Source organism: Occultella aeris, assembly GCF_902703175.1.
In the GTDB taxonomy this organism is placed as follows: Bacteria; Actinomycetota; Actinomycetes; order Actinomycetales; family Beutenbergiaceae; genus Occultella; species Occultella aeris.
The window spans coordinates 135,829-147,875 of sequence record NZ_CACRYJ010000058.1; the positions used below are offsets into that span (position 1 = coordinate 135,829).

Below are 12,047 nucleotides of genomic sequence, written 5' to 3' on the forward strand. Positions count from 1 at the left end.
ACGAGCCACCGATCCACCCAGGTGACCTGTGGGCAGATCGCACCACCGCCGGGCGGGGCGAGGGAGGGCTCGCGGCTCAGCGTCTGGCGAGCAGCTCCCCCGCCCGCGCCCGCGCCCACCGCTCCGCATCCTCGACGGCCTCGACGCTCAGGTCCGCGGCGCTGGTGCCGGCGTGCTCGTCCAACACGGCGGCGACGGTGTCCACGATGTCCAGGAACGCGATCCGGCCACCGAGGAACGCGGTCACGCACTCCTCGTTCGCGGCGTTCAGCACACCGGGGTGGGTGGCGGACGCGGCGACCGCGGCGCGCGCGAGCGCCAGAGCCGGGAACACGCCGTCGTCCACGGGCTCGAACGTCCACGACGTGGCCAGGTCCCACCGGCACGCGGCGGCGGCACCGGGCACCCGGTCCGGCCAGCCCAGGCCGAGGGAGATCGGCAGCCGCATGTCCGGCGGAGATGCCTGCGCGATCGTGGAACCGTCGACGAACTCGACCATGGAGTGCACCACGGACTGCGGGTGCACCACCACCACGATGTCCGCGACCGGCACGCCGAACAGCAGGTGCGCCTCGATGAGCTCGAGCCCCTTGTTGACCAGCGTCGCGGAGTTCGTGGTGACCATCGGACCCATCGCCCAGGTCGGGTGCGCGAGCGCCTGCTGCGGCGTCACACCCGCGAGCTCGGCGCGGGTCCGGCCCCGGAACGGCCCGCCGGAGGCGGTCAGGATCAGCCGGGCGACCTCCGCCGTTGCGCCTGAGCGCAGCGCCTGCGCGATCGCCGAGTGCTCGGAGTCGACCGGCACGATCTGGTCCGGGCGCTGCTGGGCAGCGTGCACCAGGGCTCCCCCGGCCACCAGGGACTCCTTGTTCGCCAGCGCGAGTGTGGAGCCGGCGCGCAGCGCGGCCAGGGTGGGGGCGAGCCCGATCGAGCCGGTGATCGCGTTCAGGACGACGTCCGCACCGACGCCGGCGACGGCGCAGGCCGCGTCCGCACCGATGAGCACCTCGGGCCGGGGCCGGGGCAGGCCGAGCCGCTGCGCGGCGTCGTCGAGGTGGTCGGCGAACGCCGCGGCGGTCCCGTCGGCCAGGGCGACGAGTTCTACTTCGAACCGGACCGCCTGCTCCGCGAGGAGCTGGCGGTGTCCGCCGCCGGCCGCGAGCGCGGTGACCCGGAACGACTCGGGTGCCGCGGCGATCACGTCGAGCGCCTGGGTCCCGACCGACCCCGTTGACCCGAGCAGCGCGACGGTGCGGGTCATTCGACGGCGAGCAGCACGTCCACGGCGCGGTCGAGGTAGGCGTCCACCGGCCCCTCGCCGTACGCACGCGAGCGCGGTGCCGAGGGGAAGGTCGCCTGGCGCAGTTCGGCCGCAGAGAGCTTGGCACCGGAGTCGAAGTAGTCCACGAGCCGGTCCAGGACCTCGTCCACCGCATCGGCGTCGTAGCCGCGGCCCCGCTCCGGCGGCGCGAACCGCTCGCCGTCGGGCCGGACCAGGCGCGGGTAGAGCGTGGTCGCCCGTTCGGCCACCTGCTCCATCCAGGCCTCCTGGCCGTGGGTGGCGATGAAGTCCGAACGGTCTCGTTGGATGAACGCACCCTCGAGCCGGTCCAGGGCGGCGTCGACGGCCGCGGGGTTGTAACCGTGCCGGACCAGGTCGAAGGCGACCTGGCGCACGTCCGCGGCGCTCAGGGTCTCCTCGCCGCTGCCCTCGTAGGACGCCTTCGCCCTCTCGAAGAACTCATCGACCTGCTCACGGTCATACCCGCTCGACAGACTCCCGACGGTGGAGAACAGGCCCTCCATCGACGATCCTTTCCTCGTTCCGGCGCGTACGTGCTCAGCCTATGGGGGTGGCCAGGCTGACCCGGGCCCGACCCACGGTGGTGCATCGTGGCTCATACCTCCGCGGCGAGCTGCCCACACGCCCCGTCGATGTCGCTCCCGCGAGTATCCCGCACCGTGGTCGGGATCCCCGCCGAGCGCAAGCGTGCCACGAATTCGTCCTCGACGTCCTTGTCGCTCGCGGTCCAGATCGAGCCCGGCGTCGGGTTCAGCGGGATCGGGTTCACGTGTACCCAACCCTTGCCGCGCTTGAGCAGCTCGGCGGCGAGCAGGTCCGCGCGCCACCCGTGGTCGTTCATGTCCTTGATCAGGGCGTATTCGATACTGACCCGCCGGCCGGTCACCTCGAAGTACTCGCGAGCCGCGTCGAGCGCCTCGCCGACGGTCCAGCGGGTGTTGATCGGGATCAGCTGCGAGCGCAGTTCGTCGTCCGGGGCGTGCAGCGAGAGCGCCAGCGTGACCGGGATCCCCTCGGCCGTGAGCTTCCTCATCGCCGGCACGAGTCCCACGGTGGAGACCGTGATGTGCCGGGCGGACATGCCGAGGCCGTCCGGCGTCGGGTCGACCATCCGGCGCACGGCGTTGATCACGGTGCGGTAGTTCGCGAGCGGCTCACCCATCCCCATGAACACGATGTTCGTGAGCCGGCGCGGGCCGCCGGGCAGCTCGCCGTCGCGGCAGCTGATGGCGGCGCGGCGCACCTGCTCGATGATCTCGGCGGTGGACAGGTTGCGGGTCAGGCCCTGCTGACCGGTCGCGCAGAACGGGCAGGCCATGCCGCACCCGGCCTGGCTGGACACACAGAGTGTGGCCCGGTCGGAGTAGCCCATCAGGACCGACTCGACCTTGACGCCGTCGAACAGCGACCAGAGGGTCTTGACGGTGTCACCGCCGTCGGCCTCCAGCCGGCGCACCTCCGTGAGCAGCTCGGGCAGGAGCTGCGGGACCAGGTCCTCGCGCATCCCGGCGGGCAGATCGGTCATCGCCCCCGGGTCGCGGGTGAGGTGCCCGAAGTAGTGCGTGGAGATCTGCTTGGCCCGGTAGGCGGGCTGGCCGAGCTCGGTGACGACGGCGGCGCGCTCCGCGGAGGTGAGGTCGGCGAGGTGCCGGGGCGGCTTGCCGCGGCGCGGCACCGCGAAGGACAGGCGCGGGCGGTCACCGGCGTCCGGGGCATGCCCGGGCAGGACCTGGGGCTGTACGGGAGTGGTCATGGTGCCCCCAGTGTCCCAGACGCGCGGCCACGCCGCGCCGCCACCGGACTTGACGGGAGCTAAATAGAGTGAGAATCATTCTCGCTATGAGACGAACACGAAGACTGGCCCCACTCGCCCTGCTCACCTCCGCCGTCGTCCTCCTCGGCGCCTGCGCCGCTCCGACGGCGACCACCGAGGACGCCGGCGGCACCGCGACCCATGACGAGCACGACCACGACGGCGAGGAGGCGGCGCCCGAGGACGGCCGGCCAACCGAGGAGGCGGCGGGCCCGTCGCCGCGGCTGGCCGTCACCTATGACGGTGGCGTCCTGATCGTCGACGCCCTCTCGCTCGACGTGCTCGCGGATTTCCCGGCCGAGGGCTTCATCCGGCTGAACCCCGCCGGCGACGACCGGCACCTGTTCCTGACCGTCGCCGAGGGTTTCCAACTGCTCGACACCGGCGCCTTCAGCCAGGCGCACGGTGATCATTCCCACTCCTACACGACCGATCCCCTCCTCACCGACGTCGTGATCACGGCGGATCACCCCGGTCACGTCGTCGCCCACGCCGAGCGCACCGTGCTGTTCGCCGATGGCACCGGCGAGATCACGGTGCTGGACCCGCACGAGCTTGCGGCCGGTGCACAGGCGCCGGTGCTCGCGACCACGAGCACGCCGCAGGCCCACCACGGGGTCGCGGTGGTGCGCGCCGACGACAGTCTCCTGCACACCATCGGCGATTCCGAGTCCCGCTCGGGCGTGGTGCTCCTGGACGCCGAGGGAGCCGAGGTCGCGCGCGCCGAGACCTGCCCCGGCGTACACGGTGAGACCGTGGCCGCCGACGAGGCGGTCGTGTTCGGCTGCGAGGACGGCGCGCTGATCGTGACCGGGTCGGAGTTCAGCCACGCGGCCGCGCCGGACGCGTACGGACGGATCGGGAACCTGGCCGGCTCGGACGCCTCCCCCGTGGTACTCGGCGACTACAAGTCCGACCCGGACGCCGACCTCGAACGGCCCACCCGGATCTCCCTGATCGACACCCGGACGGCGCAGATCCGGCTCGTGGACCTCGGCGTGAGCTACAGCTTCCGCTCGCTCGCACGTGGCCCCGGCGGCGAGGCGCTCGTGCTGGGCACCGACGGTGCGCTGCGTATCATCGATCCCGAGGCGGGCACCGTGACCGCAGAGGTGCCGGTGACCGGCCCTTGGGCCGAGCCCGAGCAGTGGCAGGACCCGCGCCCGACGCTGCGCGTCGAGGGCTCGTTCGCATACGTCACCGACCCGGCCACGTCGACCGTGTTCGTGGTGGACCTGCTCGGCGCCGAGGTGATCGACAGCGCCGTGCTGCCGGTGGTCCCGAACGAACTCAGCTCCGTGGCCGGCTGAGCCGCGGCCGCGGCGGCCCTGGCCCAGCGGCCCGGTCCTCGTTCGTGCACGCACGAACGGGGACCGGCCCGGACCGGATCGTGGTGGGCGCCCGGACGGGTCGGCCCGGCGCTACGGCGACTCAGGCCGGCGCGACCACGAGGAGCAGGGCGAACACGACCGGGGAGCAGATCAGGATCGAGTCCACCCGGTCCAGGATGCCGCCGTGCCCGGGCAGGATCTTGCCCATGTCCTTGACCCCGAGGTCCCGCTTGAGCATGGACTCCGACAGGTCGCCCATGGTCGCACCGGCGACGGCCACCACGCCGATGGCCAGCCCGGCCCACCACGTGGCGTCGATGGCGAAGACCGCGAAACCGACCCCGACCAGGGCGGCCAGGATCACCGACCCGGCAGCACCCTCCCAGGACTTCTTCGGGCTCACCGAGGGCGCCATCGGGTGCCTGCCGAACAGGACACCGGCGATGTATCCACCGGTGTCGTTGGCGACCACGAGCGCGACGAACATCAGGACCCGCCACTGCCCGTCGTCGGCGGACAGCATGATCATCAGGAAGCCGGCGAGGAACGGGATGTAGGCGGCCGCGAAGATACCGGCGGTGGCATCGCGCAACGCATCGCCGCCGCCCCCGTCGAGCACCCGCCAGACGAACACGCCGCCGGCCGTGAGCAGGAAGGCGACGAGTAGTGCCTCGATGCCGGCCTGGTAGGCGGAGACGAGCATGCCGACGGTGCCGACCACGAGCGGCAGGTAGGGCAGCCGGATGTCACGGGTGCGCAACGCCCGCTCGAGCTCCCACAGCGCGATCGCACACGCGACGACGGCGAGGACGACGAAGGCCTCCTTGCGGATGAACAGGGAGGCGAGCAGCACGGCACCGAGGCCGAGACCAACCCCGATCGCAGCCGGCAGGTTCCGTCCGGCGCGTGAGGCAGGAGCAGGCTCATCGGCGGAGACCGCGGATGCTGCGGACTGGCCGGAGCCCGCTGAGCCGACCGAGCCCGCGGATCCGACGGACGTTGCCGGGGCGTCCGTGCTCGGACCTTCGTCCGTTCTGGTGCCCGGCCGGCCGGGACCGGCGCCGCCGGGTCCGGTCGCCGGGTCCTCAGGACTGCCCGACGGCGTCGCGGCGTTGGCCGGCGAGCCGTTCGGTGAGCTCGTCGCGGGCTCCGGCGACGCAGCCGACGCGGCCGACGCCGAAGACCGGGCTCGGGCCGCGAGTGGCTCGGCGCGCCCCGTCACGGCGGCACGACCGGCCGCCGCGGCGGGCCCGACTGGTTCGGCATCGCCGGCGCTGCCGTCGAGCTCCGCCTCGAGCCGGGCGGCCCGTTCCGCGGCGCGCAGGGCGCGCCGCGAGAGCGGCACTCCGTCGCTCCCGGTGGCAGGTGGCGGACTTGGATCAACCATGGCCGGGGCCGCTCAGACCTCGAGCAGCTCCTTCTCCTTACCGGCGAGCAGCGAGTCGACGGTGTCGGTGTGCTTCTTGGTGAGCGCGTCGAGCTCGGCCTGGGCGCGGTTCACCTCGTCCTCGCCGGCCTCGCCGTCCTTGGCGATGCGGTCGAGCTCCTCCTTGGCACGCCGACGCACGTTCCGCACCGCGACCCGCGCGTCCTCGCCCTTGGTCTTGGCGAGTTTGACGTAGTCGCGGCGGCGCTCCTCGGTGAGGGTCGGCAGGATGATCCGGATCTGGACGCCGTCGTTACTCGGGTTGACGCCAAGGTCGGACTCGCGCAGGGCCTTCTCGATCGCCGTCATCGAGGTCTTGTCGTAGGGCGAGAGCATGACGGTGCGGGCCTCGGGAATCGTGATCGAGGCGAGTTGCTGAAGCGGGGTGGGGGCGCCGTAGTACTCGACCTCGAGCTTGTTGAACATGCCGGCGTTCGCGCGACCCGTGCGGATGTTGCCGAAGTCCTCACGCGCCACCTCGACGGCCTTGTCCATCTTCTCCTCGGCTTCGAAGAGGGTCTCGTCGATCACGCTTGCTCCTTGCTCTGGTCGGTTCCTGCACCGGACGTCATTGATGTGCCGATCTTCTCACCTCGAAGTGCAGCGGCCACGTTACCCGGCCCTTCCATGCCGAAGATGCGCATGGAGAGCTGGTTGTCGCGGCACATCGCCAGGGCGGTGGAGTCCACGACCCGTAGGTCCTTCTGGATCGCGTCGTCGAAGGTGAGGAAGTCGAGCTTGGTGGCGGTCGGGTCCACACGGGGGTCTGCGGTGTACACACCGTCGACCCCGTTCTTGCCGACGAGGACCTCCTCGCAGTGGGTCTCCAGTGCCCGCTGGATCGCAACCGTGTCCGTTGAGAAGTACGGCATCCCGGCGCCGGCGCCGAAGATCACGGCGCGACCCTTCTCGAGGTGCCGGATCGCGCGCAGCGGGATGTAGGGCTCAGCGACCTGCCCCATCGTGATGGCGGTCTGCACGCGGGTGGTGACGTCCGCCTTCTCGAGGAAGTCCTGCAGGGCGAGGCAGTTCATCACGGTGCCGAGCATGCCCATGTAGTCGGCTCGGGCACGGTCGATGCCACGCTGCGAGAGTTCGGCACCACGGAAGAAGTTGCCACCACCGACAACGATGGCCACCTGGACGCCCTCGTGCACGGCCTCGGCGATCTCGCGGGCTATCGAGGCGACCACATCGGGATCGAGGCCGACGCTGCCACCGCCGAACACCTCACCGGAGAGTTTGAGCAGGACCCGACGTGTGGTCGGGGCAGGGGTGAGCGCAGGCATCGGCGAGATCCTCCTGGGTGAGAACGCTGAGTGGATGTGCTGGGGTGAGCGTATGACAGCGGTGGCCCCCGCCCTGGATCAGGACCGGGGCCACCGCCGGATGTTGCTGCTCAGGCGCCGACGCGGAACCGCGCGAAGCCGGTGATCGTGCCACCGGCCTCGGTGACGACCTGGCCCACCGACTTCTTCGGGTCCTTCGCGAAGGGCTGGTCCAGGAGGGCCACCTCCTTGAAGAAGCCGTTCAGGCGACCCTCGACGATCTTCGGCAGTGCCTGCTCCGGCTTGCCCTCGTTGCGGGAGGTCTCCTCGGCGATCCGACGCTCGTCGGCCACCTTGTCGGCGGGGACCTCGTCGCGGCTGAGGTACTGCGGGGAGTAGGCCGCGATGTGCAGCGCCACGTCGTGCGCGACCGCGGCGCCGGCCGCGTCCGAGGACACCAGGACGCCCACCTGCGGCGGGAGGTCCTTGGCGGTGCGGTGCAGGTACGTGGTGACGTGCTCGCCGGCCAGTCGGGCCACCCGGCGGACCACGATCTTCTCGCCCAGCGTCGCGGCGGTCTCGTCCACCACGGTGGACAGGGCCACTCCGTCGGACTCGGCGGCCAGCAGCGCGTCCGCGTCCGCGGCACCGGAGGCCACCGCAGTGGCGACGACCCGGTCCGCGAGCGAGATGAACACCTGGTTCTTGGCCACGAAGTCGGTCTCGGAGTTGATCTCCACCAACACGCCGACCTGGCCCTCGCCGTCGGGCGTGGCGTTGATCGAGGCCACGACCAGACCGTCCGAGGCGGAGCGACCCTCGCGCTTGCTCACACCCTTCAGGCCCTTGACCCGAATGATCTCGATCGCCTTCTCGGCGTCACCGTCGGCCTCGTCGAGAGCCTTCTTGACGTCGAGCATGCCGGCGCCCGTGCGCTCGCGCAGGGCCTTGATGTCGGCAGCGGTGTAGTTCGCCATATCTGATCCTTCCCAGATCCTTGGTGTCTTGGGGACTGTGCGTCAGGCCTGCTCGGGAGCGGCCGGGGTCTCCTCGGCTGCTTCGGTGGCCTCGTCGGCAACCGGGGCCTCCTCGGCAACCGGGGTCTCCTCGACGGCCGGGGCCTCCTCGACGGCCGGGGTCACGTCAGCAGCGTCCGCCGCCTCGACGACGACCTCGGGCGCGGCCGGAGCGGCCGCCTCGGCAGCGGTCGCCTCGGCGGCCGTGCCCTCGGCGCTGGCCTCAGCACCCTGCTGCGCCTCGTGGGTGGCGAGCAGCTCGCGCTCCCACTCGGCCAGCGGCTCGGCCTCGGTGGTGGCCGCGTCGCTGCCACCACCGTGACGGGCGACCAGGCCCGCGGCGGCCGCGTCGGCCACCACACGGGTCAGCAGGCTGACGGCGCGGATCGCGTCGTCGTTGCCCGGGATCGGGAAGTCGACCTCGTCGGGGTCGCAGTTGGTGTCCAGGATGGCCACGACGGGGATGTTGAGCTTGCGCGCCTCGGCAACGGCGAGGTGCTCCTTCTTGGTGTCCACGACCCAGACGGCGGAAGGCACCTTGGCCATGTCGCGGATGCCGCCGAGGGTACGGGCGAGCTTGTCCCGCTCACGGCGCTGCATGAGCAGCTCCTTCTTGGTGAAGGCGCTGGAGGCGACGTCGTCGAAGTCGACCTCCTCGAGCTCCTTGAGGCGCTGCAGACGCTTGCTCACGGTGCCGAAGTTGGTCAGCATGCCGCCGAGCCAGCGCTGGTTCACGTAGGGCATCCCCACGCGAGTGGCCTGCTCGGCCACGGCTTCCTGCGCCTGCTTCTTGGTGCCGACGAACAGGATTGTGCCGCCACGTGCGACCGTCTCCTTGACGAACTCGTACGCGCGGTCGATGTCCAGCAGCGACTGCTGCAGGTCGATGATGTAGATGCCGTTGCGCTCGGTGAAGATGAAGCGCTTCATCTTCGGGTTCCAACGGCGGGTCTGGTGCCCGAAGTGGACACCGCTCTCGAGGAGCTGACGCATGCTGACGACGGCCATGGCTCGTCCTTTCGACGTGGGGCGGAACCCCACACATCACGTGCCGCGGCGCTTGCGCCGGGCACAACTCGGTTGTCTCTGAGTCACCGGGTGGTGCTCATTCCTGGTGCTCACGGCCGTTCGGCACCGGATCGAGGATCCGGACCATGCCGCACGACCCCACCCGCTGGGAGTGGTCTGTGAGCGCGCGATGTCAGGCGGTGGTCCCGAAGGACGTACCACCTGCAGGTGCGAGTCTACCGGATCCGCGGGGCGGCCCCACACAGCCCCGTCCGGGATGACTCGCCGTCCCCAGGCGGTCCGTCGCGCCGACGCCCGCGGGGATCCGTCGGGTTTGCTGAGCGGATGGCCGGTACCCGTTCCACCACCCTCGGCGCCCTCGCGATCACGCTGGCGGCCGGGCTCGCCCTGCTGGCGCCGCTGGACCCTTCACCCCCGGGCGAAGCGCTGCCCGGAGCGGCCCGGGTCGACTCGCCCACCGACGAGCCGGGCGCACAGACCGGCGTCGGACCGACCACACCTCCGGCGGCCGGCACGTACGGCTGGCCGTTGACCCCCGAACCGGCGGTGCTGACCCCGTTCAGCGAACCCGAACAGGTCTGGTCGCCCGGGCACCGGGGCGTGGACCTCGCCGGCACACCGGATCAGGACGTGCTGGCCGCGGCGGACGGTGTGGTGGCGTTCACGGGCCGGGTCGTGGATCGGCCGGTGCTCTCCATCGACCATCCCGACGGGATCCGGACCACCTACGAGCCGGTCACGACGACCCTGACGGTGGGCACCGCGGTGCGCCGCGGCGACGTGATCGGACGGCTCGCCGACGGCGACGCCGGCCCGCACTGCGGACCGGCACGGTGGTGCCTGCACTGGGGTGCCCGGCTGGGTCGAGAGCGCTACCTCGATCCGTTGACGTTGTTGGTCGCGGATCCGGTGATCCGCCTCTATCCCGTCGCCGGCGAGCGGGAGGTCGGTCCGCCGCAGCGGACCCGATAGCGCGGCTCACGGGAACGCGTGCACCACCGCGGACACGAACGGCAGGCGCACGGTGCCAGCGTTCGTGCGGTGCTCGGCCAGGTCGGCCAGCACGGCCGCGGCGGCCTCCGCACGGCCGGCGGCGTCGAGGTCCCTGGCCCAGTAGGAGGTGGCCAGGTGGTCGGCGATGAACCCCTCGTCCGCGGGGAGGTCCACGGTGGCGGTCACCTCCGCGGTGGTGACCTCCACGAGGCCGCCGGCGCGTAGTTCGTGGGCCACGAGCGCCAACCGGTCCGGGAGGTCCTCGATCCCGGCGAGCGCCTCGGGCCCGGCAACGGCGGCGATGGCACGCGCCTCGGCCGCGAAGAATGGGTTTCGGTCCGGCGGCAGCCAAACCGTGGCGGCGAACCCGCCGTCCACCCGGAGGACCCGGCAGGCCTCCTCGACGCTCACGCGAAGATCCGGGATCCGTTGCAGACCCTGCTGACTGATCACCCGGTCGAAGGTCCGGCTCGGGAACGGAAGGGCGTCCGGCTGGGCCTGCACCCACTCGATCACGAGACCGCGATGGTCGGCGGCGACGTCCAGCAGGTTCTGATCGTCGTCAAGCCCGGCCACCCGTCCCATCGGACCAGCTGCCTCGGCGGCGGCCCGGGTCGCGACGCCCGTGGCACAGATCAGGTCGAGGACCGAGCCGCCGACGGGGATCCGGGCGGCGTCGATGAGCGCCGCCACGAACGGGGCGACGATCGGCGAGACGGCTTCCTCGTACTCTCGAGCCACGTCGACGGGGGAACGGGACTCCGGCTCCTGTGCCATACCTCACAGGCTAGTCGGCCTGCTCGGGGCGGCAACGTGAGATGGCGCCGGCCACGTGAGGCTGCCCGCACCGGAACCGGGGCGCCGTCAGGCCCGCGGATGGGCTTGTTGGAACGAAGCACGCAACCGCTCCGCCGAGATGTGGGTGTACCGCTGCGTCGTGGCCAGCGACGCGTGTCCGAGGACCTCCTGGACCGAGCGCAGGTCGGAGCCGCCCTCGAGCAGGTGGGTGGCCGTGGAGTGCCGGACGCCGTGGGGCGCCAGGTCGCGCACCCCGGCTGCAGCCGCCAGCTCATGGACCGTGCTGCGGACCTGCCGGGTCCCCAGACGCCGGCCCCGGTGCCCGAGGAACAGGGCGTTCGTCGTCGTCGCGGCGTCCATCAGTCCCCCGCGGACGTCGACCCACTGCGTGAGCGCCCGGGCGGCGGGCACCCCGAACGGCACCATGCGTTCCTTGTTGCCCTTGCCGAGTACCCGCACCAGACGTTGGCCCTGGTCGACGTCCGTGAGGTCGAGACCCACGAGCTCGGATACCCGCAGGCCCGACGCGTAGAGCAGTTCGAGCACAGCCCAGTCACGCACGTGAGCGGGTTCGCCGTCGTCGGCGCGGGTCCTGGCCACGGTCAGCAGCGTGTCTGCCTCGTCGACGGCGAGCACGGCCGGTACCACCGAGTCCGGGCGCGGCGCGAGCAGGCGGAGCGCCGGGTCCTCGGTCATCCGGCCGGTCCGCGTCGCCCACGCGGTGAACGTGCGCGCCGCCGCGGCGCGGCGGGCCAGAGTGGAGCGGGACAGGCCTCGCGCCGACTGGCCCGCCAACCAGGAACGCAGGGCGGTCAGGTCGAGGGCGTCCAGGTCGGTGGGAGTGTCGGCGTCGTCGGTCGGGACGGCGTCCAGGAGCGTGCGCACGTCGCCGCGGTACGCCCGGCTGGTGTGCTCGGAAAGCCCGCGCTGGGCCTGCAGATGCGCGACGAAGGCGGCGAGCACGGCGGTGTCGCCCGGGCGTTCGGGGATCCGGCGCGGCTTTGTCGCGCCGGCACGCGAGCGCGCTGCAGACATGCCATCAGCCTGCCACGCGGCGGGCCGGGGCCGGG

12 protein-coding genes are annotated in these 12,047 nt (G+C 71.8%); 2 read left to right on the forward strand and 10 right to left on the reverse strand.

What is annotated here, in order from left to right:
* Window positions 1-76: 76 nt before the first annotated feature.
* The 3 genes from dxr to rlmN all read right to left on the reverse strand — a co-directional run bounded on the left by dxr (window position 77) and on the right by rlmN (window position 3,056).
* The gene (gene dxr, locus HALOF300_RS19765) at window positions 77-1,261 is read right to left on the reverse strand and encodes a 1-deoxy-D-xylulose-5-phosphate reductoisomerase (RefSeq protein ID WP_156742617.1); all 1,185 of its coding nucleotides are present in this window, start codon (window positions 1,259-1,261) and stop codon (window positions 77-79) included.
* Window positions 1,258-1,806, reverse strand: coding sequence for a DivIVA domain-containing protein (locus tag HALOF300_RS19770; RefSeq protein WP_156742618.1), 549 nt, complete (start codon window positions 1,804-1,806; stop codon window positions 1,258-1,260). The genes dxr and HALOF300_RS19770 overlap by 4 nt, the downstream gene beginning before the upstream one ends.
* Before the next feature lie 92 nt (window positions 1,807-1,898).
* The gene (gene rlmN / locus HALOF300_RS19775; protein WP_156742619.1) at window positions 1,899-3,056 is read right to left on the reverse strand and encodes a 23S rRNA (adenine(2503)-C(2))-methyltransferase RlmN; all 1,158 of its coding nucleotides are present in this window, start codon (window positions 3,054-3,056) and stop codon (window positions 1,899-1,901) included.
* 86 nt (window positions 3,057-3,142) lie between these two features.
* Between rlmN and aztD the strand changes: the two genes are divergently transcribed.
* Window positions 3,143-4,426: a zinc metallochaperone AztD gene (gene aztD, locus HALOF300_RS19780; RefSeq protein ID WP_156742620.1), complete on the forward strand. Its 1,284-nt coding sequence runs from the start codon at window positions 3,143-3,145 to the stop codon at window positions 4,424-4,426.
* 121 nt (window positions 4,427-4,547) lie between these two features.
* On the opposite strand, the gene HALOF300_RS27635 is transcribed toward aztD, so the two are convergent.
* The 5 genes from HALOF300_RS27635 to rpsB form a co-directional block, all read right to left on the reverse strand.
* On the reverse strand, window positions 4,548-5,792 hold the full coding sequence (locus HALOF300_RS27635; protein WP_331716249.1) for a phosphatidate cytidylyltransferase: 1,245 nt from the start codon (window positions 5,790-5,792) through the stop codon (window positions 4,548-4,550).
* Between the two features lie 54 nt (window positions 5,793-5,846).
* Complete coding sequence (gene frr, locus HALOF300_RS19790; protein ID WP_154793561.1) at window positions 5,847-6,404, reverse strand: ribosome recycling factor; 558 nt, start codon at window positions 6,402-6,404, stop codon at window positions 5,847-5,849.
* Window positions 6,401-7,162: a UMP kinase gene (pyrH, locus tag HALOF300_RS19795; protein ID WP_154793560.1), complete on the reverse strand. Its 762-nt coding sequence runs from the start codon at window positions 7,160-7,162 to the stop codon at window positions 6,401-6,403. The genes frr and pyrH overlap by 4 nt, the downstream gene beginning before the upstream one ends.
* Before the next feature lie 110 nt (window positions 7,163-7,272).
* On the reverse strand, window positions 7,273-8,118 hold the full coding sequence (gene tsf / locus HALOF300_RS19800; RefSeq protein ID WP_156742622.1) for a translation elongation factor Ts: 846 nt from the start codon (window positions 8,116-8,118) through the stop codon (window positions 7,273-7,275).
* 42 nt (window positions 8,119-8,160) lie between these two features.
* Window positions 8,161-9,165, reverse strand: a complete 1,005-nt coding sequence (gene rpsB, locus HALOF300_RS19805) for a 30S ribosomal protein S2 (RefSeq protein ID WP_156742623.1) — start codon at window positions 9,163-9,165, stop codon at window positions 8,161-8,163.
* A gap of 345 nt (window positions 9,166-9,510) precedes the next feature.
* Between rpsB and HALOF300_RS19810 the strand changes: the two genes are divergently transcribed.
* The gene (locus HALOF300_RS19810; RefSeq protein ID WP_156742624.1) at window positions 9,511-10,158 is read left to right on the forward strand and encodes a M23 family metallopeptidase; all 648 of its coding nucleotides are present in this window, start codon (window positions 9,511-9,513) and stop codon (window positions 10,156-10,158) included.
* Between the two features lie 6 nt (window positions 10,159-10,164).
* Here HALOF300_RS19810 and HALOF300_RS19815 read toward each other — a convergent pair whose 3' ends face one another.
* Together HALOF300_RS19815 and HALOF300_RS19820 are read right to left on the reverse strand one after the other, a co-directional pair.
* The gene (locus tag HALOF300_RS19815; RefSeq protein WP_156742625.1) at window positions 10,165-10,956 is read right to left on the reverse strand and encodes a class I SAM-dependent methyltransferase; all 792 of its coding nucleotides are present in this window, start codon (window positions 10,954-10,956) and stop codon (window positions 10,165-10,167) included.
* Window positions 10,957-11,043: 87 nt separating this feature from the next.
* The gene (locus tag HALOF300_RS19820; RefSeq protein WP_156742626.1) at window positions 11,044-12,012 is read right to left on the reverse strand and encodes a tyrosine-type recombinase/integrase; all 969 of its coding nucleotides are present in this window, start codon (window positions 12,010-12,012) and stop codon (window positions 11,044-11,046) included.
* Window positions 12,013-12,047: the final 35 nt, after the last annotated feature.